This is a genomic window from Neisseria sp. P0009.S008, from assembly GCF_051958615.1.
In the GTDB taxonomy this organism is placed as follows: Bacteria; Pseudomonadota; Gammaproteobacteria; order Burkholderiales; family Neisseriaceae; genus Neisseria; species Neisseria subflava.
In genome coordinates this window covers 140,844-163,568 of record NZ_JBQCVG010000002.1, presented here as the reverse complement: position 1 = coordinate 163,568, position 22,725 = coordinate 140,844, and the positions used below count along the sequence as shown (strand labels likewise).

25 protein-coding genes and 1 pseudogene are annotated in these 22,725 nt (G+C 47.5%); 11 read left to right on the top strand and 15 right to left on the bottom strand.

Annotation, left to right across the window (positions count from 1 at the left end; genetic code table 11):
- Nucleotides 1-208: 208 nt before the first annotated feature.
- Complete coding sequence (truA, locus tag ACTHSQ_RS02660) at nt 209-1,054, bottom strand: tRNA pseudouridine(38-40) synthase TruA (RefSeq protein WP_049329545.1); 846 nt, start codon at nt 1,052-1,054, stop codon at nt 209-211.
- 225 nt (nt 1,055-1,279) lie between these two features.
- A complete protein-coding gene (locus ACTHSQ_RS02655; protein ID WP_440371248.1) occupies nt 1,280-3,265 on the bottom strand; it encodes a FimV/HubP family polar landmark protein in 1,986 nt (661 codons plus the stop codon).
- Nucleotides 3,266-3,618: 353 nt separating this feature from the next.
- On the opposite strand from ACTHSQ_RS02655, the gene ACTHSQ_RS02650 reads away from it, so the two are divergent.
- The 6 genes from ACTHSQ_RS02650 to dtd all read left to right on the top strand — a co-directional run bounded on the left by ACTHSQ_RS02650 (nt 3,619) and on the right by dtd (nt 7,001).
- Complete coding sequence (locus tag ACTHSQ_RS02650) at nt 3,619-4,152, top strand: septation protein A (protein WP_049329543.1); 534 nt, start codon at nt 3,619-3,621, stop codon at nt 4,150-4,152.
- Nucleotides 4,152-4,442: a YciI family protein gene (locus tag ACTHSQ_RS02645; protein WP_004519663.1), complete on the top strand. Its 291-nt coding sequence runs from the start codon at nt 4,152-4,154 to the stop codon at nt 4,440-4,442. Before ACTHSQ_RS02650 ends, ACTHSQ_RS02645 begins: the two co-directional genes overlap by 1 nt.
- The gene (locus tag ACTHSQ_RS02640) at nt 4,439-4,711 is read left to right on the top strand and encodes a BolA family protein (protein WP_049329542.1); all 273 of its coding nucleotides are present in this window, start codon (nt 4,439-4,441) and stop codon (nt 4,709-4,711) included. The genes ACTHSQ_RS02645 and ACTHSQ_RS02640 overlap by 4 nt, the downstream gene beginning before the upstream one ends.
- Nucleotides 4,712-4,761: 50 nt before the next feature.
- A complete protein-coding gene (locus tag ACTHSQ_RS02635; RefSeq protein ID WP_440371247.1) occupies nt 4,762-5,634 on the top strand; it encodes a peptidyl-prolyl cis-trans isomerase in 873 nt (290 codons plus the stop codon).
- A gap of 44 nt (nt 5,635-5,678) precedes the next feature.
- Nucleotides 5,679-6,443: a peptidyl-prolyl cis-trans isomerase gene (locus ACTHSQ_RS02630; protein WP_440371246.1), complete on the top strand. Its 765-nt coding sequence runs from the start codon at nt 5,679-5,681 to the stop codon at nt 6,441-6,443.
- 96 nt (nt 6,444-6,539) lie between these two features.
- Nucleotides 6,540-7,001 carry a D-aminoacyl-tRNA deacylase gene (gene dtd, locus ACTHSQ_RS02625; RefSeq protein ID WP_039862115.1) on the top strand — a complete coding sequence of 154 codons (462 nt, stop codon included), beginning with the start codon at nt 6,540-6,542 and terminating at the stop codon, nt 6,999-7,001.
- Between the two features lie 59 nt (nt 7,002-7,060).
- Here dtd and ACTHSQ_RS02620 read toward each other — a convergent pair.
- The 13 genes and pseudogenes from ACTHSQ_RS02620 to hisC form a co-directional block, all read right to left on the bottom strand.
- Nucleotides 7,061-7,388 (bottom strand): annotated as a pseudogene (locus ACTHSQ_RS02620) (gluconokinase); the annotation flags it as partial.
- Between the two features lie 200 nt (nt 7,389-7,588).
- Entirely contained in the window at nt 7,589-8,365 is a 777-nt protein-coding gene (tatC, locus tag ACTHSQ_RS02615; RefSeq protein ID WP_049350975.1) for a twin-arginine translocase subunit TatC, read from the bottom strand.
- A gap of 15 nt (nt 8,366-8,380) precedes the next feature.
- Complete coding sequence (gene tatB / locus ACTHSQ_RS02610; RefSeq protein ID WP_440371245.1) at nt 8,381-9,043, bottom strand: Sec-independent protein translocase protein TatB; 663 nt, start codon at nt 9,041-9,043, stop codon at nt 8,381-8,383.
- Between the two features lie 3 nt (nt 9,044-9,046).
- Nucleotides 9,047-9,250, bottom strand: coding sequence for a Sec-independent protein translocase subunit TatA (gene tatA, locus ACTHSQ_RS02605; protein WP_003679438.1), 204 nt, complete (start codon nt 9,248-9,250; stop codon nt 9,047-9,049).
- 35 nt (nt 9,251-9,285) lie between these two features.
- Nucleotides 9,286-9,609, bottom strand: coding sequence for a histidine triad nucleotide-binding protein (locus tag ACTHSQ_RS02600; RefSeq protein ID WP_440371244.1), 324 nt, complete (start codon nt 9,607-9,609; stop codon nt 9,286-9,288).
- A gap of 118 nt (nt 9,610-9,727) precedes the next feature.
- Complete coding sequence (locus ACTHSQ_RS02595; RefSeq protein ID WP_003679440.1) at nt 9,728-10,051, bottom strand: phosphoribosyl-ATP diphosphatase; 324 nt, start codon at nt 10,049-10,051, stop codon at nt 9,728-9,730.
- Nucleotides 10,052-10,083: 32 nt separating this feature from the next.
- Entirely contained in the window at nt 10,084-10,491 is a 408-nt protein-coding gene (gene hisI / locus ACTHSQ_RS02590) for a phosphoribosyl-AMP cyclohydrolase (RefSeq protein ID WP_440370550.1), read from the bottom strand.
- A gap of 43 nt (nt 10,492-10,534) precedes the next feature.
- On the bottom strand, nt 10,535-11,302 hold the full coding sequence (gene hisF / locus ACTHSQ_RS02585) for an imidazole glycerol phosphate synthase subunit HisF (protein WP_036472644.1): 768 nt from the start codon (nt 11,300-11,302) through the stop codon (nt 10,535-10,537).
- 40 nt (nt 11,303-11,342) lie between these two features.
- Nucleotides 11,343-11,660, bottom strand: a complete 318-nt coding sequence (locus ACTHSQ_RS02580; RefSeq protein ID WP_003684447.1) for a hypothetical protein — start codon at nt 11,658-11,660, stop codon at nt 11,343-11,345.
- 177 nt (nt 11,661-11,837) lie between these two features.
- Complete coding sequence (gene hisA / locus ACTHSQ_RS02575) at nt 11,838-12,575, bottom strand: 1-(5-phosphoribosyl)-5-[(5-phosphoribosylamino)methylideneamino]imidazole-4-carboxamide isomerase (RefSeq protein WP_440371243.1); 738 nt, start codon at nt 12,573-12,575, stop codon at nt 11,838-11,840.
- 74 nt (nt 12,576-12,649) lie between these two features.
- Entirely contained in the window at nt 12,650-13,294 is a 645-nt protein-coding gene (gene hisH / locus ACTHSQ_RS02570; protein WP_003684405.1) for an imidazole glycerol phosphate synthase subunit HisH, read from the bottom strand.
- A 169-nt stretch (nt 13,295-13,463) separates the two neighbouring features.
- A complete protein-coding gene (gene hisB / locus ACTHSQ_RS02565) occupies nt 13,464-14,420 on the bottom strand; it encodes an imidazoleglycerol-phosphate dehydratase HisB (RefSeq protein ID WP_440371242.1) in 957 nt (318 codons plus the stop codon).
- A gap of 19 nt (nt 14,421-14,439) precedes the next feature.
- The gene (gene hisC / locus ACTHSQ_RS02560; RefSeq protein ID WP_440371241.1) at nt 14,440-15,525 is read right to left on the bottom strand and encodes a histidinol-phosphate transaminase; all 1,086 of its coding nucleotides are present in this window, start codon (nt 15,523-15,525) and stop codon (nt 14,440-14,442) included.
- Between the two features lie 218 nt (nt 15,526-15,743).
- On the opposite strand from hisC, the gene ACTHSQ_RS02555 reads away from it, so the two are divergent.
- The 5 genes from ACTHSQ_RS02555 to ACTHSQ_RS02535 all read left to right on the top strand — a co-directional run bounded on the left by ACTHSQ_RS02555 (nt 15,744) and on the right by ACTHSQ_RS02535 (nt 22,673).
- On the top strand, nt 15,744-16,100 hold the full coding sequence (locus tag ACTHSQ_RS02555) for a DUF2069 domain-containing protein (protein ID WP_440371240.1): 357 nt from the start codon (nt 15,744-15,746) through the stop codon (nt 16,098-16,100).
- Nucleotides 16,097-17,929 (top strand): Wzy polymerase domain-containing protein, encoded by a 1,833-nt coding sequence (locus ACTHSQ_RS02550; RefSeq protein ID WP_440371239.1) that lies wholly within the window; start codon nt 16,097-16,099, stop codon nt 17,927-17,929. Before ACTHSQ_RS02555 ends, ACTHSQ_RS02550 begins: the two co-directional genes overlap by 4 nt.
- 207 nt (nt 17,930-18,136) lie before the next feature.
- Nucleotides 18,137-18,814, top strand: coding sequence for a two-component system response regulator MisR (misR, locus tag ACTHSQ_RS02545; protein WP_440371238.1), 678 nt, complete (start codon nt 18,137-18,139; stop codon nt 18,812-18,814).
- Between the two features lie 15 nt (nt 18,815-18,829).
- The gene (locus tag ACTHSQ_RS02540) at nt 18,830-20,227 is read left to right on the top strand and encodes an ATP-binding protein (protein ID WP_440371237.1); all 1,398 of its coding nucleotides are present in this window, start codon (nt 18,830-18,832) and stop codon (nt 20,225-20,227) included.
- Between the two features lie 55 nt (nt 20,228-20,282).
- On the top strand, nt 20,283-22,673 hold the full coding sequence (locus tag ACTHSQ_RS02535) for a GNAT family N-acetyltransferase (RefSeq protein WP_440371236.1): 2,391 nt from the start codon (nt 20,283-20,285) through the stop codon (nt 22,671-22,673).
- Nucleotides 22,674-22,725 lie beyond the last annotated feature (52 nt).

The following is a 22,725-nucleotide window of genomic DNA, read 5'->3' as shown; positions in this document are numbered from 1 at the left end:
AATTGTTCCTCTCTAAAAAAACAAACTTTATTCAACTCCCCCCACTACCGCAGAAACCAAATAAAGGTAGAGACAACCCCAAAAGTAGAAATTTATTATTTAAAATCAATGATCAATTTATTCAAAACCAACTGTGCATTTTTACAACACTTTATTAATTTACACATCAATCACGCTATTTTGTTGCTTTTATACCAACAATCCGCAGTTAGGCCGTCTGAAAATCATTACCTAGAACGCTCATCCACTCGGGCAAAGATAGCTGCGTCACTCCAAACTCATCAGGATAGTCAACACCTGTTAAATACAGACCATCAGACATAAAAGTTGGCGGAGCCTTCAATCTACTTTTGGCATGAAAGACCGACTCAAACTCATCCACACTGATTCTGCCACTACCCACATACACCAAAGCACCCATAATATTGCGCACCATATGATGCAAGAATGCATTTCCATGCAAATCAAGGCACAGATAGCGAGAAGTTCCACTAATCTTTGTACTATATAGTGTCTTTATAGGAGACTTCGCCTGACATTCAGCCGCTCGAAAGCTAGAAAAGTCATGTTCTCCCTCCAATAAGGCAGCAGCCTGCCTCATCAGATTCAAATCTAATTTCAAATGTGTCCACCCTACTCTGCCAACCAATAATGGAGAACGAACCGGTGAAGACTCCAATAAATAACGATAATGGCGACCATAAGCATCAAATCGGGCATGAAAATGAGATGCAACTTTTTGCGCAAGTAACACAGCAACACCATCAGGCAAATGCGCATTGACACCCCGCACCCATGCTTGCTCAGGACGACTTACTGATGTATCAAAATGCACTACCTGGGCAGTTGCATGCACACCTGTATCCGTCCTTCCCGCAACAATAGTATTAATTTGCTCCCCTGCTATTGAAGACAAGGCCTGCTCTAAGGCCGTCTGAACAGTTGGCAAATCTCCAGCCTGTTTTTGCCAACCATAAAAACGGCTACCGTCATAAGAGAGGGTCAAAGCCCAACGCTGCATCAGATGCCCTGTTGTATTTGCTTGTTCAGTCATTTCTTATACTTCTTGTAAATTGATATTGTTGCCTACACTCAGGTAACCAATATTAAAAAGGCGTGATCAACACACGCCTCTCATGTATTTCAGACGGCCTTTATCTTCAACCATCATATAAAGCTGAAATCTTACCCAACCAATCATAGACTCAGACAAAATCTTGCTTTTTAATTTACCATAAAAAAGATGCCGTCTGAAACGGCATCTTCATTTGACTGGCACTTATGCGCCAAGTTCTTTCATCAATTTTTGGGCTTTATGCAGAATATCGCCTTCAGCCTCTTCAATCAGCCCTTGCAATGTTTCTCGAGCCGCTTCAGGATCACCGATTTCGATATACATCTTAGCCAAATCATATTTGGCTTCAAGCGGTGCAGTCATGCCGACTGATTCTGAAACAAAGCCTCTTTCACTATTGCTTTTATCGGCAGCCACTGAAACATCTTCAGCTCCCCATTCCAATGCACCTTCTTCAATCACAAACTCAGAAGCAGCTTCTTCTTTCTCTACTTCTTCTTTGATTTCTTGAATTTGCAAGTCTTGATCTTGCTTGACATCGAATGGCAGCACATGGCTGTCTGAAACTTCAGGGGTTTCTACCGTAAACTCGAGTGGCTCTTCATTTCTTGACTCGGAGACTTTTTTCTCTGCCGCCAAATCAAACTCAGCAAATGTATTTACCTGCTCTTCTTTACGTTCCGGCATAACAACCGATACCGGTTGATACGGATTTTCTGGTTCAGGCTCGTACACGCTTTCTGTTGATTCGATACTATCCCAATCAGCATGGCGGCGTTGCTCTGTCTCAACATCATGCGTTACTGCACCTGAAAGAATACCTGCCTGACTATTGTCAATCTTACCCAAATCAAGTTTGACATCATCGATATTGGAAGATTCTTCTACTTCATTGATAACCACATCATCTTCGAAATCATCTTCGATAAACAGACCGTCTTGAGTTTTTTCAGACGGCGTTACTTTAGTTGCAGCAACCGCAGCAGCTGAAGCAGCAACATTTTTCTGTACAACCTTCTCTTCATCCTTACGGCTTACAGGTGCTTCTTCCAGCTCGTCATTACGTTTACCGGCAGCTTTCAACAACAACCAAGCAGCAATAAGGGCTGCACCGCCTGCCAATAACCATTTCCATAAATTGCCGTCTGATTCGCTTTCTGTTTGCTCCGCGACAGAATCCGTGGTTGCAACAGGCTCAGAAGCCACTACATTCTCTTGAGCATCAGAAGCCATAGCTTCTTGACCATCAGATGCAGGAACAGTCGATGCAGCATTTTCATTGACAGCTGCAGATGCTGCTTGTTCTGTTTGTTCAGCCGAAGCTTGTTTCACTTCTTCCTGTTGCTGTGTATTTACGCCAGCATCTTTAACCTGGGCTTCAGTTTGAGCCTCAGGCTGAACAACAGGTTTTTCTGTTTTAGTTTCTGTTGCATTGGCGGTTTCATTGCCTTTCTCTGCCGCTGTATTGGTTTTAACAGGAGCAGAAGCAGCCAAGCGTTGCAATTCGCTACGGTTTGGAATATTCAGCACTTTACCTGCCAACATACGGTTGGCATTATTATCAATAAACACATCCGGATTGGCATTTACCAAAGCCTGAATGGTTTGATCCAGGGTCATACCTTGCGGACGGATGCTGGACGCGATGGCAATCAGGGTTTCACCCGTACGCACCAAATGCTGTCTGCCTGAACGTGCAGCCGTGTCGTTTTTAGCAGAGGCCGTCTGAACTTGTTTTTTCTCAGCCTTGCGCTGTACACCCTTACGCGCTTGAGCTGCCTGATTACCTGCTGCTTTATTGTTTTTAGTTGCAGGCTGTTGGGCATTGCGTGTCGGCTCGGAAGATTGAGATTCAGTGGCCGGACGGATACGAACAGATGCAGCATCTTTAGAATCATATCCGGCCGGATCGATAATAGCGGTGTACTCACGCGATTGCGCGCCAACACCTACTTGGAAAACCAAAACAGGATCTTTGATGGCTTTAGAAGAGCGGATGGTAACGACTGCCTTATCGCCTGATTTGCGTACCGCTGCGCGCAAATTGCCATTTGAAATAGTGGCCTTACCGCCATTAAGCAGAGCCTGAGCTTCCTCGCCAGTTACAGTGATACTGCCTGTAAAAGGCTCACCCAAATGAGATTGAACATTCAAGCCGCCCAAACCTGCAGAGGCACTGAGCGATGTCATTAAAGCGATAGAAGCTGTAATTAATTTAATATTGTGATGTTTTTTCAAAACTGATCCCCTGTTCGGAAATTATGGTACTAACCAATGTGCACGCATTTAACCATATATTTACTAGATATTACGTCATGATATATTTTTAACCCATTCCTGCCAAGCAATAGAGGCTATTCAGCCTAAAATTCCTTAGCAAATCTATTACTTTTGCATGCTTGTGTTTCTTTTTTACAAATTTCACCAACCCAAAACAAATATTTCATATAAATATGTGCGATATTAAAGTCATGGTAAAACGTGCAAAAAAACACATCTCCCTGTATGATTAGCATTTACTCAATTAGTTTCATCATTAATATATGAAAATTTTGAGCGACTTATTCGCCGTATTCTTATTTTTCATCACATACATCATCACCAAAGACATGATTGCCGCAACAACTGTTGCGGTTATCGTCGGTATTGCCCAAGCTGCGCTGACCTTTTGGAAACACCGTAAGCTGGACACCATGCAATGGGTCAGCCTGATTTTGATTGTCTTTTTTGGCGGTGCAACGATTCTGCTGAAAGACAACCGCTTTATCATGTGGAAACCAACCGTTCTGTTTTGGATCGGCGCGATCGTCATGCTGTTCAGCCACCTGGCCGGTAAAAACGGGCTTAAAGCCGTCATGGGCAAAGAAATGCAGCTCCCTGATTTTGTATGGACACGCCTGACTTATGCATGGATTGGCTTCCTAATTTTTATGGGTGCGGCCAACCTCTTTGTCTTTACGTATTTTCCAGACCAATGGGTCAATTACAAACTGTTCGGCACATTGGGCTTCACAATCATTTTTTCCATCGCACAGGGTATGTATCTGATGCGTTTCCAGTCTAAGGAGGATCAATAATGGAATATTTCATGCTTTTGGCCACTGATGCCGAAGATGTCCACGAAGCACGCATGGCAGCACGCCCTGCTCATTTGGCACGCTTGGAAGAATTGAAAGCGCAAGGCCGTCTGCTGACTGCCGGCCCCAATCCTCTACCAGATAATCCGGAACGTGTTTCCGGCAGCCTGATTGTGGCTCAATTTGAATCTTTGGACGCTGCACAAGAATGGGCAGAACAAGACCCTTACGTTGATGCCGGCGTATACGCAGAAGTATTGATTAAACCCTTTAAAGCCGTGTTCAAATGAGCAATATTCGTCAAATTATTGAGGAACGCCTGCGAACGCTTGAGCCTGAGTTCTTCGATTTTGAAGATGAAAGCCATCTGCATGCCGGCCATGCCGGTAATAAAGGCGGCGGGCATTACGCCATAGTGGTGGTCAGCAACGCATTTGAAAACATTGGCCGCCTCCAGCGACAACGTATGATTAAGCAGCTTTTGCAGGACTTGTTTTCAGACGGCCTGATTCATGCACTCAGTATCAAAGCGGCCACACCGGACGAATACTTCCATTAAGATTACTGCCAAACTTTGATTTCCAATCATTAATTTAAAAGAGAAATACGATGAAAAAAACCTACTTTGCTTCAGCCTTGATGCTTGCTCTGACTTCCGGCACCCTGTTTGCCCAAACTTTGGTGACCGTCAACGGTCAAGCCATTGACAGCAGCGTTATCGATGACCAAGTTGCTTCCGTACGCGCCAGCAACCCGAACGTTCAAGACACTCCTGAATTGCGTCAAATGCTGACTGAACGCCAAATTATCAGCACTGTTGTTACCCAAGAAGCCAAAAAATTAAAACTGGATCAAAGCGCTGAATTCAAAACAGCATTGGAGCAAGCGCGTGCCGATGCCGCCAAGCAAGGTGCAGATAAAAAAGCCACCTTCAAAACCGAATGGGCAGCTTTCGAAAATGATTTGCTAGGCCAAGCTTTCGCGGCGCATATCGTCCGTCAATATCCTGTTCAAGAAAAAGATGTCAAAGCCGCTTACAACGACTTCAGCAACTTCTACAAAGGTACTCAGGAAGTCCAACTGGGCGAAATCGTGACCGACAGCAGCAGCAATGCCCAAAAAGCCATTGCCGATTTGGATGCGAAAAAAAGCTTTGTTTCGGTATTGAACCAATACTCAATTGACGAAGCGGCCAAAAAAGCCGGCGGCATCCCTAAAGCTTATATTCCGCTTAAAGATTTGCAAGAATCAGCGCCTCCGCTTTACGCTGCTGTCAAAGACCTGAAAAAAGGTGCACACACTAAAACGCCACTGCAAAACGGTAATTTGTACGCCGTTTTCTATGTCAATGACCGTCGTAACGTTACCGTACCTTCTTATGAAGCATCGAAAAACGAGATTGGCAGCGACTTACAGGCAGCCCGTGTTGATGCGGCCATTCAATCATTGCTGAAAAAAGCCAGCATCAAAGTCAACAAATAATATAACGTGCCCGCCGTGATAACGGCGGGCAATAAGGAACTCACATGAACATCAAGCCCAAAACTGCCGTTTTGGCTATCCTCGCCCTATCGACCGTCGGCTTGGCAACCGCCAAAGCACCTGAAATCGATCCTGCACGTATCGACAGCATGGTCGCCGAAGTATTAAGACAGGCCGATCAACATCCCAACCAGACTGCCAAACCCGATGGTCAGGCAATCCGCAAAGATGTGGTTACACGTTTGCAGACTTTGGAAGTTTTGAAAAATGAAGCCATCAAGGCTGGTTTGGATAAAGATGCAGAAGTACAGAATCAGTTTAAAAATGTGGAAGCTGAGTTTTATGCCAACCAATACGCTGCTTATCTAGAACGTCAAACCGCGGTTGACGATGCCGAATTGCGCCGTTTCTACGACCAGCAAACACGCATCATCAAGCTGCAACAAGTCAGCTTTGCTTCAGCCGAAGAAGTCCGCGCAGCGCAAGAACTGCTGCTCAAAGGCTTGTCATTTGAAGAGCTGATGAAACGCTATCCCAACCCCGAACAAGAGTTCGACGGCTTCATCTCTCCGCAGCAGCTTTCGCCTCAACTGGCTACCGCTTTTGCCGACATGAACCGAGGTGATGTAACGCATGAGCCGATTCAGATGGGAAACCGTTTTCATCTGTTTAAACTCAGCGCCGTAGAGCGTAATCCTAATGCCGAACCTTTCGAACTGGTACGCAATCAGATTGCCCAAGCTGTCAAACGACAAAAAGTCGAGAATCAGATCGAACGTATCTTGAAAGAAAACGGCATTAATCCGTAAATTAATTCAATGGTTTCAGGCCGTCTGAAACTATATTTGAACTCAGAGGGCGTATCTTACGCCCTTTTTTACAACTCCTTTTATTCACACAAGATTATGCGCGCTGTTATCCAAAAAGTTACCCAAGCCAAAGTTGACGTTTTGTCCGAAAACTCCTGCGAAACCTGTGGCGAAATCAACAACGGATTTATGATATTGCTCGGCGTTACCCACACCGATACAGAAGCAGACGCCAAATACATTGCGGATAAAACCGCCAACCTGCGTATCTTTGAAGACGAAAACGGCAAATTAAATTTATCGCTCAAAGATGTCGGCGGCTCGATATTACTGGTTTCCCAGTTTACCCTTTACGCCGATGCGCGTAGCGGCCGCCGCCCTTCTTTCTCCAATGCTGCGCCTGCAGAACAAGCGGATAAGCTTTATCAATACACCGCACAACTTCTACGCGAACATGGATTGACTGTCGAAACCGGCAGATTCCAAACCCATATGCAGGTTTCCCTTTGCAATGACGGGCCGGTTACCTTATTGCTTGACTCGCAAAAAACATTCTAAACCCCATCAAAAAAGGCCGTCTGAAATATTTCAGACGGCCTTTCCATTTCTGATCATTACTAAATCAAGCCTTGCGCTTTCACCCAGTTCACAATATCTGCCTCAACGGCTTCAGGCGAACCCGGATTGTCGATTTTGACGCCGTACTCATCAACACCCAGCTCTTCCAAAATCTCCAGCTGCGAATCCAGCATTCCGGCTTTCATATAATGCCCCTGACGCAACAGCATACGCTCGAGATTAATTGCTTGAGGCGGAGTCAGATGGATAAAAGCCACCTTCCCTTCTGCACCACGCAGAATATCGCGGTATTGGCGTTTGAGTGCGGAACAAGTAACGATGGAATATTTTTGCCTGCTCCGTCATCCAGTCACGCAAATTGCCCAGACAGACGCATGAGGGACTGTTACGCATTACTGCTTCGATTTCGGCAAAATTCTCGATCGAAATTTTTAGTCACATCAAAAGAATCTGGGGTGATAGCGTTTTTATACGACTCCTGAACATCCATCATACTTTTTCTTAAAAACTCTGAAAGTGCCATGATACAAAGGCCGTCTGAAAAATTCTTCAGACGGCCTTAATTCTTAAACTTCTGCCGGTGGTTGCGGTGTATCTTCATCTTCCTGCTGCGTTTTCACTTTGGCAAAACGACTAAACCAAATGCCTGCTTCGTAGAGCAGAATCAGCGGAACAGCAAGCAGGGTTTGAGAAATTACGTCAGGCGGCGTGATGATTGCTGCCACGACAAACGCACCGACAATCACATACGGACGCGCATTCTTAAGCTGTGCAGTCGAAACAATGCCCATTTTTGCAAGCAACACCACAACGACGGGCACTTCAAACGTCGTACCGAATGCGACAAACATGCCCAAAATAAAGGACAGGTATTTGTCGATATCGGTCGCCATATTGACGCCGACAGGGGTTACACCGGCCAAGAATTTGAAAATCACGGGAAATACCAAAAAATAGGCAAACGCCATCCCAACGAAGAAGAGCGTCACGCTGGACAACACTAGCGGCGTAATCAAGCGTTTTTCGTTTTGGTATAAGGCAGGGGCAACAAACGCCCAAACTTGATACAGCGTGTGCGGCAACGACAGTAGAAATGCCGCCATCAGAGTAACCTTGACCGGCACAAAAAACGGCGCGATCACATCGGTTGCAATCATGCTGGTATCTTTAGGCAGATTGGCCATTAATGGTTCGGCAACAAAGGTATAGAGCTGCTGGGCAAACGGCATCATGCCCAAAAAGCAGACGACGATACCGATGACGATCCACATCATGCGGCGGCGCAGCTCGAGAAGATGCTCGATAAGCGGTTGGACGGGTTGTTCGTGTTGAGGTTCGGACACCGGTTGACTCACTTTTTACTTACGGACGCGCAGTTTGGGCTTGGCGTGGAATTTCGGGCGCATATCGCGTTTGCGGCTCATCGCCTGCTTACGCAAAGAAGTCGTATGCGGCGGAGGAACATCGGCAACAGGGGATTCGACATAGCTGACTTCTACCGCAGGAGCAGGTGAAACCGAAGCCGTCAAATACTCACGCCAAGCGCGGTCTTGCTCGGATTCGGCATTTTCAGCCTCGACAAGCTCTTGGGTTTGCACTGCCCCACCCTGCTCAGAAGCTTGGATTGCACTTTCGTTCTCAGCGCTGTTTGAAGCCAGATCAGGCAAAGGATTGCCAAACTCATCCACACCGAAATCGGCAGGCGTTTTCTGTTCGGGCAGGCGTTCCCACGGCTTGAGGCCGTCTGAAATATCGCTCAGATTTTTTTGTGCATCGTTGCCCAAGTCTTTGATACCGTCGCGAAACTCAGATGCGGCGGTTTCAAATTCCTGCTTCACCTTGCGCAATTCGTCCAACTCAGCCTGAGTGTTGAGTTCCTGCTTGACGTTATTGACGAATCCTTGCAATTTGCCGACCAAACGCCCGGCCGTGCGCGCGGCTTGCGGCAGACGTTCGGGGCCAAGCACTATCAGGGCGACAACGCCGACCAGCAGCAATTCGCCCAAACCGAAATCAAACATGGATTATGCTTTGTCTTCGTCTTTTTTGTGTTCGATGACTTCATCTTTTTTGGCATCTTTGCCGTCTGTACCTTCGTTCAGGCCTTGTTTGAAGTCATGTACCGCACCGCCGAGGTCTTTGCCGACGTTGCGCAATTTTTTGGTACCGAATACCAAAACGACGATAATCAGTACGATAATCCAGTGCCAGAGAGAGAAGCTACCCATGATAAATCCTTGAATTTGTTAAAAATAGATAATAGTTATGTAGGCATACCCATGATATGGATATGCAGGTGGAAGACTTCTTGTCCGCCACCTTTGCCTGTGTTGATCAGGGTTTTGAAACCGTCGGTCAAACCAGCCTCATGGGCGATTTGAGGAACTTTCAACATCATTTTGCCCAACAGGGTTTGATGTTCGGCAGTGGCGTGTGCCAGTGAATCGAAGTGCACTTTCGGAATCAGCAGCAGATGCACCGGCGTAGCAGGACGGATGTCTTTGAAACAAAGCATCTCGTCGTCTTCGTAAACGGTTTGTGCCGGAATATCTTTGGTTGCGATTTTGCAGAAAATACAATTATCCATAATGGCTCCAATGGCTGTCTAAAAACGGGCATAACGGGGTTCAACCAAAAAAGGGAAATCGTTTTTGCCCCAAGAGACGGATTCCGAAACAGGTCAAATACGGGATTGTAATATAAATTCAAGATTCTTTGCGAGAAGCTTTTTCCACTAATCCCGACAAACCTTGACGGCGCGCAAGCTCGTTGACCACATCTTCGGCGCGCAAGCCGTGATGCGCCAATAAAACCATGGTGTGAAACCACAAATCCGCCACTTCGTAAACCAAATGTTCGCCACCGCCATCTTTAGAGGCCATCAAGGTTTCACCTGCTTCCTCGATGACTTTTTTCAGAATCTTGTCTTCGCCTTTATGCAGCAGTTGGGCAACATAAGAGGCATCAGGATCGCCGCCTTTGCGCGAATCGATGACGTTTTGAATTTGAGTAAGGATAGTATCGGTCATGGTCGGTTTCTCTTATTTTCTTTCAGACGGCCTTAAGGATGTTTATGTCCGTAAATCGCCTCTTCATCTTTCAACACAGCATCGACTGTCTGCCATGCGCCCTCTTGCCAAACTTTGTAAAAACAGCTTTCGCGCCCAGTATGACAGGCAATGCCGCCGTTTTGTTCAATCAGCATGACCACCGCGTCGCCATCGCAATCCAGGCGCAATTCATGTACTTTTTGCGTATGTCCGGACTCTTCGCCCTTCATCCATTGTTTTTGGCGGGAACGGCTGTAATAGTGGGCAAAACCGGTTTCTACGGTTTTTTGCAGGGCCTCGGCGTTCATCCAAGCAACCATCAGCACACGGCGTGTCTGCCAATCTTGGGCAATCGCGCAAACCAAACCTTTTTCATCAAATTTTACGGCATTCAGAAGCGTTTCGTTTATGTTCGACATTCGCGTTTTTCTCCCATATTTTCAGACGGCCTTTGGATAGCAATCACAAACGCACTTCAATTCCTGCTTCGCGCATGGCCAGTTTCGCTTCGCGGATACTCGCTTCGCCAAAGTGGAAAATACTGGCGGCCAATACCGCATCTGCCTTTCCTTCTTTAATGCCGTCCACCAAGTGTTGAACCGAACCGACACCGCCGGAAGCAATGACCGGAATATCGACCGCTTCGCTGACCGCGCGTGTCAAAGGCAGGTTGAAACCTTGCTTGGTACCGTCCCGGTCCATACTGGTTAGCAAAATCTCGCCCGCACCGCGCCGCTGCATTTCGACAGCCCATTCCACCGCGTCCAAACCGGTCGGATTACGTCCGCCGTGGGTAAAGATTTCCCAACGGGTGTTTTCAGGGTTGACCGCTTTGGCATCCACGGCAACAACAATCGCTTGCGAACCAAAAAAACCGGCCGCTTCGTTTACCAAATCAGGATTGGTTACAGCGGCCGTATTGATGCTGGCCTTATCAGCACCGGCATTAAGCAGACGACGGATATCGGCAACTGTGCGCACACCGCCGCCTACCGTCAATGGAATAAAAACTTGTGAAGCGACTGCCTCAATAACGTGCAAAATAGTGTCGCGATTGTCGCTGGAAGCAGTGATGTCCAAAAAGGTCAACTCATCTGCGCCTTCATCGTTGTAGCGTTTGGCAACATCAACCGGATTGCCCGCATCGCGCAAACCCAAAAAGTTGACGCCTTTTACCACGCGACCGTCTTTTACATCCAGACAAGGAATTATTCGTTTTGACAATGCCATACTCAATACCTCTTATCCGTTATCAGGCCGTCTGAAACCGTCAGGCCAAAAATTTGCTCAACCAATCCGGCAAATGTTGCAACAGCTGAAAATAACCAATCCCCGCTATCATTGCCAAAATGCAGGAGATGATGAAATTGCTGTCGATGCGGCCGACAATGGAAAAAATCAAACCAGCAAATGCCCACACTATCCCATTGAAAATCATCCAATAGGTATCAATAATCGGCAAATCAAACGCCGTCAGCTGTCGCAGTATCACTGCAATCAGTGTAAACCACAAACTTTCGCTTAGCGGATACACTTCGCGATCAGATGACCAGATAATCCAAAAACCCAAAACAAACGCTTCAAGCATACCAATCCCTTAATAAAATAAGATATTGAGTGAGTTGTTTTTTATAATTATTTCAGACAGATTTTAAGTCTAAGGACTTTGCAAAATGCCGCTTTTGAAGGTATTTTCAGCTATACGCCAACTCCTGCGCTGTTACACCTTGCAAAGCCCTAATCTGCATAATTAAACGCACTTAGATCAAGCCAAAGAATCGGCCAGTTTTTGAGCCTGTGCGAAATCAATACTTCCCTCATAAATTGCGCGGCCGGTAATCGCACCGTTCACACCCTCTTTTTCAACGGCACACAATGCGTGGATATCGTCCAAATTCGTCAAGCCGCCGGAAGCGATAATCGGGATATTCACTGATTGGGCCAATTTGACGGTAGCTTCGATATTCACGCCGCTCATCATGCCGTCGCGACCAATATCAGTATAAATAATGCTGTTGACCCCATCGTCTTCAAAACGCTTGGCCAAATCGACGACATAATGCTCCGTTACCGTTGCCCAACCGTCTATCGCCACCATACCGTCTTTGGCATCCAAGCCGACGATAATCTGCCCCGGAAATGCCTTACATGCTTCGCGCACAAATTCAGGATTTTTCACCGCGGCCGTACCGATAATCACATCGATCAGACCCAAATCCAAATACTTTTCAATGGTGCCCAAATCACGGATACCGCCGCCAAGCTGTACCGGAATATCTTTGGCTACGGCGGCCAAAATTTCTTTAATTGCCGGAAAATTTTGAGGAACGCCTGCGAATGCGCCGTTCAAATCAACCAAATGCAAACGGCGTGCGCCTTGATTGCGCCAATGCAAAGCCATCTCTGCCGGCGAATCGGAAAACACCGTCGCCTGCTCCATCAAGCCTTGTTTTAAGCGAACACAGCGTCCTTCTTTCAAATCAATGGCAGGTATCAACAGCATTTTCTTCTCCTCTACTCAATTTCAGTATATTTTACACAAATTAGCGATTTTTAGTAGATTTATGTTAAAAAGCCTCAAATCTGCCAATTTAAAAAATTACGCAGCAGCAGCAATCCTGCCTGATGGCTTTTTTCCGTATGGAACTGTGTGGCAAACACATTGTCCTTACCGACAATGCAGGCAAATTCATTCGGATATTCGCTGACGCCTAAAACAACCTCTTCATTTTTCGGCGCAAAATAATAGCTGTGAACAAAATAAAAATACTCGTTCTGCCCAATGTCTTGAAATAAAGGGTGAGGACGGGTTTGACGCACTGTATTCCACCCCATATGCGGTACTTTCAGACGGCCTCCCTGTGCATCGGTTTGATTGGGTAAAAACCGTTTTACTTGCCCTTCAAACCAACCCAAACCATCTGTATCGCCTTCTTCGCTGTGTTCAAACAATAATTGCGCACCTACGCAAATGCCAAAAAACGGCTTGTTTTTCAGGCCGTCTGAAACCGCCTCACCCAAACCGCTTGCCTTCAGCGCCGACATACAATCCGGCATGGCACCCTGCCCCGGAAAGATTACCTTATCCGCCGCCATCACTTCTTCAGGCCAAGAAGTCAGATAAACCTCGGCATTTTGATTGGACAAGACCTGCGCAGCCTGAACAGATTTCAATACTGAGTGCAGGTTTCCCATTCCATAATCAACAATCGCTACTTTCATTGCTTCTCCTCAGGCCGTCTGAAAACATTTAATGATTAATATAATAATAAGAATGATTGTAGCAAAAGATGGTTTAAAACAAAATATTGTTGATATACAAGACAAATAATAAAAGGCCGTCTGAAATCCCGATCGGTTTCAGACGGCCTTTATTCATTCACACGATGCCTTATTCTTCAGATGCGGCTTCCGCATCTTCTTGAACAGATTCTTCGCTCAGCGTACCTTTGGTAGAAGGTGTTTGACCAACCATGCGCGGATCGTATTCAACCGCCATGCGCAAGGCGCGACCGAAAGCTTTGAAAACAGTCTCGGCTTGATGATGTGCATTACGGCCTCTCAAGTTGTCGATGTGTAAGGTCATCATGCTATGGTTCACAAGGCCGTGGAACAATTCCTCAAACAAATCGACATCAAAACGACCGATCAGGGCGCGGGTAAAGTCGATGTTGTACACTAAACCAGGGCGGCCGGAAAGGTCGATAACCACACGGCTCAACGCTTCATCCAGCGGAACATAGGCATGGCCATAACGGGTAATGCCGGCTTTATTGCCAAGCGCTTGTTTCAGGGCCTGACCCAATACGATACCGATGTCTTCAACCGTGTGATGGTCGTCAATGTGCAAATCGCCCTTGCAGGTAATATCCAAGTCAATCAAACCATGGCGCACCACTTGGGCAAGCATATGCTCAAGGAAAGGAACGCCGGTATCCAAGCGGTATTTGCCGGTACCGTCAAGATTGAGGCTGACGGTGATTTGGGTTTCGCAGGTATTGCGGGTAACGGTAACAAAACGGCCTTCGGTTGAAACGCCAGCTTCGGCTGCTTCAACAGTTTGTTTTTCCAAACGCGCCGCTTCAACCGCTGCTGCTTTTTCTTGATCTTTGCTGTGATTACGGTTCAGCCAGCCTTTGCGTTTGCGCATACCGGATTCCAACTTCGCAGCCAGGCTCGGACGAATGCCGCGTGCAGACTCATCGCCTGCTTGTTGTTCCAAACGGCGTTTGAGCTGAGACAAAGAGGCGGAATTTTCATAACCGCAAGCACGTGCAAGCTTGGTCAACGAGCCGGCTTCTTCAACCAGTAACAGAAAATTGGTCAAATGCAGTTGAGCTTTGTTCATAATAGTAGTTTCCTTGGAATTAAAGATTAGGGTAAAGGTTTTTAATAACGGCCAAGACGGCATCATTTTGCACTGCCGAGCCTATGGTTACGCGAACACACTGATCCAAAAGCGGATGGCTGCCATGCAGTTTTTTAATCAGTATGCGGTTTTGCTTCAATGTTTCAAACAGCCCGTTCGCATCAGGAACACGAACGGTAATAAAGTTGGCTTCACTCGGGAAAACTTGCAAACGGTTTAATTTCAACAATTCATTCATCACGCGCGAACGCTCATTTTTTAATGTATCAATGTTTTGCTGAATGATTTGATGATGTTTCAATGAGAATTTTGCCGCCGCCAAGCTTAATTGATTCATGTTGTAAGGCGGAAGGATTTTGGCCAGTTCACCTATAATGCTTGGACTTGCGGCCGCATATCCCATCCGCAAGCCGGCAAAGCCGATTTTACTGATGGTACGCATTACAACCAAGTTTTCAACTTCGCCCGCCCACGGAAGAAAACTGTCATGATGAAACGCACCATATGCCTCATCGACAACCACAATGCCAGTAGCCGCACGAATGACCGCCTCCACTTCTTCTCGTTTAAAGCACACGCCGGTAGGGTTATTGGGATAGGCAATAAAAATTAATGACGGCCGATGTTGCTCGATAGCGGACAAAACGGCCGGGAAATTTAAAGAGAAATCCGGATTTAAGGGAACGCCGACATATTCCATGCCATAAAGCGCGGCATTATGACGATACATAACGAAACTTGGTTCAATACCCAATACACGCGCATTTGGTTTGGCAACCAGCATAGTCAAAAATTGGATAAGCTCGTCAGAGCCGTTACCGAATGCGATTTCCGCCTTATTGGGAATACCGAAAACTTCCCTCAATTCTTCATAAATACCGCTCTTGGCAGTATGGGGATACAAATGAATCGGTGCCTGCTTTGCCAAATCCGCCCATTCCGACAATAAAGATTCATACCCGGCGAAAGGATGATGCGGACACTCCATGGCGTCCAACTTAATAAAACCTTCCGGCAAATCAGCAACCTGATAGGCTGTCATTACTTTAATATCATCACGGATAACATCAGCAACGCGATTCATGGTTTTCTATCCTCCTGAGATAAAGTATTTATAATAGTAGCACAATCTTTACTAGATATATATATTCATAAGACTATAAAACAAGATAAAGTTTCATTCGTTTGAAGAAAAAACAATAAATCCTTTCTTCAGCATCTTTAAGCAATATTCTTGGCTTACCCCACCTTTTTAGCGGTATAATTTTAAGTTTTCCAGTACGGCTTTACGCCCTCAATATTGTGAACAATACACGCTCCCCATTGCCTTATCTTGCAACTTCCATAAGCCTTATCCTGCTGATTCTGCTTTCCTTGTCATGGGAATTGTGGATCGCACCATTGCGCGAAGGCGGCTCATGGCTGGCACTGAAAGCCCTGCCCCTGTGCCTGCCGTTGACCGGCATTTTAAAAAAACGCATCTACACTTATCAATACAGTTCCATGCTGATTCTGCTTTACTTTGCCGAAGCCTGTATGCGCCTGGCAGACACAGCCGTCGCCAGCCGGACTTGCGCCGCCGTTTCCGTATTATTGTGCATCGCCTTTTTCCTCGGCTGTCTTGCATTTATCAAACAACAAAAACACACATCAAAATGACCTACCACACACTTTCAGACGGCCTGACTGAATCTTCAATGAAAACCTTTTGGCCTTTATGGCTCAGTTTTCTTTGGATTTGCGCCGTCCCTTTTCTTTCACTCTACCGAGTCGGCCCACTGCCCAGCTTTTATCTGGAAGCCATCTCACTGAGCGGCTCATTGGTACTGACATTGATTAGCGCACACAAAGGCCTGCTGAATATCCGCCTTCCTGCACTCAGTATCGGCTTGTTTGCCATGGCCGCATTTTGGTCGCTCCAAGCGCGCCTCATGCATTCCACCTACCCCGGCATGAGCGACATCACTGCCTGGACCTTTGTCATTTTGGCACTGGGCGCATGGTCGGTGCGAGGCTGGATAGCAGCTTACGGACAGGAACGTGTCGTCAGCATCTTTGCTTGGTCTTTATTGATAGGTGCAACCATACAGGCTGCCATCGTTTGGTTGCAATTTAAAGGTTGGTCCAACGTAGAGTGGTTGAACGGCATCGTCGCCCGAAGCAACGGCACCGTAAACGGCCAACTCGGCCAGCGCAATCATTTGGGACATTATTTGATGTGGGGTATTTTGGCGGCATCCTATTTATGGACGGAGCGCAAAATGTCCAATGCAGCAGGTTTTCTGTTCGTATTGGCATTAACTGCGACCCTCGGCCTTGTCAACTCGCGCACCATCTTAGGCTACATCGCCGCCCTATTCCTGATTACGCCGTTATGGTTTTGGCGTACCCGTTTCCAACACAAACGCGCACTGTGCATTTTCCTTCTGACCGCAGTCCTGGCCGCCGCTTTCCAATTCGGCATGGGCAGCCTGTTGGATTTGTTTGGCAACATCAAATACGAAACCGCTGTCGAACGCGCTGGCACCAGCGGTTTTGAAGGCTCCATGCGCCAAATCGAATGGAGCAAGGCATGGATTGCCTTTCAATCCGCACCTTGGTTCGGACATGGCTGGAACAGCTTTGCCCAGCAAACCTTCCTGATCAATGCCCAACAACAATACTTCCCCAACAATATTCTCGGCGTACTGTTTACCCATTCGCACAATATCGTCATGCAGTTATTGTCTGAAATGGGCATTGCCGGCACCTTGCTTGCAACCTTAACCCTGCTTGCAGCCGTATGGCGACTGTTGGGCCGCAATCAAACGCCGGCTTCCCTGTTTTTACTGACTGCTGCCGCCGTCAGCCTCTGCCACAGCATGCTCGAATATCCGCTTTGGTATATCTACTTCCTCACCGTATTCAGCCTGATTCTGTCACTGACACCTTCTTATCCGAAAGATGTTTCAGACGGCCCTTTATCTACCCGAATCAGGCAGTGGGCAGGCGGTATAGCCGCTTTATCGATTTTAATCGGCATGGCAAACCTCAGCTGGGAATATCAAAATCTGACCCAATATAGCCGTGTAGGGGAAACCGACAATCCGCAAACAGTTCAAAATAAAATCGACGGTTTGCAGCAGCTCTCCAAAGAAAGCCCCATGCTTGCCTATTACGCCGATTTAAGTTTGAGCAAACGTGCAGACCCGACCGATGCCTACATCCGCCCGTGGGCAGAAGAAGCCGCACTCAAAGCCCTGACCTACCGCCCCTACTCCAGCGCCTATCAAGTCGGCCTCTACCTCTACCGACAAGGCAAGAAAGAAGAAGGTGCGCAATGGATGCAGGCAGTGCAATATTATTATCCGTATATGATGTATTTCTACGCCGACAAAATACGTAGCCATCCGGTATTCGCCCCCCTGCTGCCCAAACTTTTGTCCGATTGCAAAGATTTCATCAATGCACCGAAACACCAAACTGCCAAATCATGTGACAAACCCTAAACAAAACACACTCAATTGTCAGTTTGTCCTTACAGGCCGTCTGAAAATGTAAAGAGCGACAAGTTTCTATGCAAAAAAGCGCAAAAGCACAGAAAATTACGCTATCAACAAAAGCAGATTGCATGTTAAGATTGAATACAACTCTATTTTAATCGCCGCACCGCCTATTTAGTGCCACGGCGCATACAATCACGAAAAGGAAATTCCATGAGTCGCGTATTACTCGTAGATGACGATGCCCTCTTGACCGAATTGCTGACCGAATACCTGACTGCCGAAGGCCTCAACGTTCACAGCGTTCCTGACGGCGAAGCCGGCGTTCAAGAAATTCTGACCGGACAATACGATGTCATCGTATTAGACTCCATGATGCCTAAAATGAACGGCTTGGACGTACTGAAAAACGTACGTACCCAAAGCACTGTGCCCATCATCATGCTGACCGCAAAAGGTGACGACATCGACCGCATTATCGGTTTGGAAATGGGTGCGGACGATTACGTACCGAAACCATGCACACCGCGCGAACTCTTGGCGCGTATCAACGCCATCTTGCGCCGTGCGCAACACAGCAACGAACAAAACAACGCGCCGAACAGCATTTCTGTCAGCGACGTTATCCTCTACCCTGCCAAACGCCAAGCCAGCATCAAAGACATTCCGCTTGAATTGACCAGCACCGAGTTCAATCTGCTCGAAGTTTTGATGCGCCATGCCGGACAAGTTGTCAGCAAAGAGACCCTGTCTATCGAGGCACTCGACCGCAAACTGGCTAAATTTGACCGCAGCATCGACGTACACATCTCCAGCATCCGCCACAAATTGGGCGATGCTTCCCTGATTCAAACTGTACGCGGCTTAGGCTACCTGTTTGTTAAAAATTAAAGATTAAACAGATCAATGAAACTGTTTCAACGCATCTTCGCCACATTTTGCGCAGTCATCGTCTGCGCAATCTTTGTGGCGAGTTTTTCATTTTGGCTGGTACAAAACACCCTTGCCGAAAACCAATTTAACCAACGCCGCACCATCGAAACCACATTGATGAGCAGCATCGTTTCCGCCTTCAACTCACGCGGAGACAGCGGTGCGCGCGAAATTCTTTCTGAATGGAAAAATAATCCGGTTTCCAATGCCGTTTATGTGATTACCGGCGACGATAAAAAAGATATTTTAGGCCGCGACATTGACAGCCTTTCCATTGAGCGCGCCCGTATCTTTGCCATCAACAACCCCGAATCCGATTTGGCACACATCGAATACGACCGTTTCGGCGAAGAATACCTCTTCTTCATTAAAGGCTGGGACAATCATCAAGCCCAACGCCTACCTAGCCCGCTCTTCATTCCCGGCCTGCCGCTTTCGCCTATTTGGCACGAATTTATCATTCTGTCTTTTATCATCGTTGTGGGGCTCTTGATGGCATACATCCTTGCCAACAACATCACCAAGCCCATTAAAATTCTTGGCGGCGGCATGGACAGAGTAGCCAACGGCGAACTCGAAACCCGCATTTCCCAACAAGTTGACGACCGTGACGACGAATTATCCCACCTTGCCGTACAGTTCGACAAAATGGCCGAAAAGCTTGAAAAACTTGTTGCCAAAGAGCGCCATCTACTTCACCACGTTTCTCATGAAATGCGCTCGCCTCTGGCGCGTATGCAGGCGATTGTCGGCCTGATTCAATCCCAGCCGCAAAAACAAGAGCAATACCTCAAGCGACTCGAAGGTGAACTGGTACGCATGGATACTTTGGTCGGCGAATTGTTGACCCTCTCCCGCTTGGAAACTTCCAATATTCCTTTGGAAAAAGAAAACCTCAAACTCGTTCCTTTCCTGACTAACTTGATTGAGGACAACCAAAGCATTGCACACCAAAACAACCAAAGCGTTACCCTGAGCATTGACCCAAAAATCCCTGAAAATGCCGTAGTCAGCGCCAACGAAGGCTATCTATACCGCGCCTTTGACAACGTGATCCGCAATGCCATCAATTACAGTCCGGAAGGCAGCACCATTCAAACCCATATCGGACAAGACGGCAAAAACTGGATTATCGATGTTACCGACAACGGGCCTGGCGTGGACGAAATGCAGCTTCCGCATATTTTTACTGCCTTTTATCGCGCCGACTCCAGCGCCCACAAACCCGGTACAGGTTTGGGGCTTGCCTTGACGCAGCACATTATGGAACAGCACTGCGGTAAAATCATTGCTGAAAATGTCAAACCTAACGGCCTGAGGATGCGTTTTATCCTTCCCAAAAAGAAAGCCGGAGACAAAAAAGAAGTCTAAAAATAAGGCCGTCTGAAACTTTTCAGACGGCCAAAAACACAAATAAGGAACCATCATGAGTGCAACCGTCCAAACCGGCTACTTCTTCATGCCTGAACACATCATCCTCGTCGGCGCCAGCGAACGTCCGCACAGCCTTGGCGAACGCATTTTCAGCCACCTGCTCGGTTCCTCATATCAAGGCAAAATTACCCCCGTCAATCTTCGACACAGCAGTGTCGCAGGCATTCCCTCCTACTCCAGCCTCAGCAAAATCCCGGGCCAAGCCGATTTGGTTGTTGCTGTTATCCCGCCCGACCATTACGACTCGCTATTCAAAGCCTGCCGTAAAAAAGACCTGCGCCACATTATCCTGATTCAAGATTGGGAAAACCTGCCGCCCGAATCCTGTAAAAACGCCCGCTCCATCATTCAAAAACATCACGGCGACGAATTGAACATCAGCGTGTGCAACAGCGCAGGCATCCAACTCCCCTCGCTCAACCTCAACATCAGCACCCAAGCCGACTATCCGGCCGGCCATATCGCGTTACTGACCGGCCACAGCACCGTCAGCCGCAACATCAACCACCTGCTGAACACGCTACACCAAGGCGTATCACGCCACATCAGCCTCAACTATGACCTAAGCCCTACCACATCTGCCGACTGGCTCAACCGCTTCGGCCACAACCGCCATACCAAAGTTGCCGTTATCCACTACAATCCGGCTGAAAACCAACGCGAGCTGTTCAGTGCCATCCGCCACTTTACACGCCACACTCCGCTTATCCTGTTGTCCACACACTACACCGACAACACAGACAAAGCCATCCTGCGCAGCCTCAGCCGCCATTGCAATTTCCAACCGGTATTCAATACCGCCGAACTGGAAGCAGCCCTAAAAGCCCACCTATCCGGCATTCCCGTCATTACCAACCCCACCATTCTGTCCGACACGCCGATAGAATGGCTGCGCACTACCGCCGATGCCTGCGAATTGACCCTCGACCTCCCAACCGAAGTACCATCCGTCCGACAAGGCTGCATCGGCAGCAACCCAACGCCTGCACGCATCCACCGTCTGGCACTCGAACAATTACAAAATCCGCATACTCAAGCCCTGCTCGGCATTATTTCGCCAGATACGCCGGATGCGTACAGCATTCATCAAACTCTGGATAATTTGGCACAAAAAACCAGTAAGCCCATTCTCGTCAGCTATCGTTTTTCAGACGGCCTGATACGGTTTAACACGCCGGAAGAAGCCTTACTGACACTTTATTTCCGCAATCAAACAGCCTATTTGCAACAAGTGCAAAATACCCCTGCCCAAGCCAAAACAGGCCGTCTGAAAACACCTAAAAGCAAAAATATCGATAAAGCCATTGCATCCGGCCAAACCGAACTGATGGCGGAAGCCCTATACCTGCCTCCGTGCCAAATCCAAAAACACAATGCCGTCCAATTTCGATTCAGCAGCCATGCCATTTACGGCAATATCCTTACCGCCCATTACAACGGCCAAACCGAAGCCGCATTACCTCCCTTTACCACACTCGATATCCAGCGTTTAAGCCAGTTTACAGAACTCGACAACACGTCCGTTCTCAATCAATTCCTGCATTCCCTAAACACGCTTATCCACAACAACCAGCATATCGGCGACATTATCCTCAACTACAACGGCAGCCAATACAACAGCACCATCATTCCCGAAATCGTAGAAAAACCTGTTGCACCAACAACCAAAATTCCTAAAAAAGCCGTCCAAACCTTGGAACAGGCCGCCGCCAAAATGCAAAGCGCCGCCGCCTATCTCCAACAAAAAAATCCGGCCGCAGCCGAATTCCTACGCAACACCGGCGAAGCCGCTTCCGAACTGCTGCACCCTAAAACCGAAACGCCCGAGATACAAAACGTACTCGCACCCTATCCGAGCCAAACCGATACCTTTACGCTGCCCGACGGCAACACACTGCACATCCGCGCACTAGAGCCTGAAGATGCCGAAGCCAAACAAAAATTTGTCCGCCAATTACCCGCGGCCGACCGCTATACGCGCTTCATGACCCATACCAACGAGTTGCCGCTGCCCACACTTGCACGGCTGACCCGTCCCGATTTCCATACCGAATGCGCATGGGCAGCCTTCACTTCAGACGGCCGTATCGTCGCAGTCAGCCGTTACAGCCGCATCAATCGTAATGAGTGCGAGTTCGGCATTACTTTGGCACCTGAAGCACGCAAAACCGGCTTGGCAGGCAAAATGATGAGCCTCATTATCCAAACTGCCACACAGCAAGGTTACCAAACCATGAATGCGGAAATCCTCAAAGAAAACACACCGATGCTCAAACTCGCTGAAAAATCAGGCTTTACTGTCACACCATCTGAAACCGACCGCGGCCTGTATCAAGCCAGCCTCGATTTGAACGAATGGCAAAACAGCAACAAAAACAAATAAAAACTTGCATAACCCGTGTGAAATATCCTAAAATTAGCGGTTTCTATATATC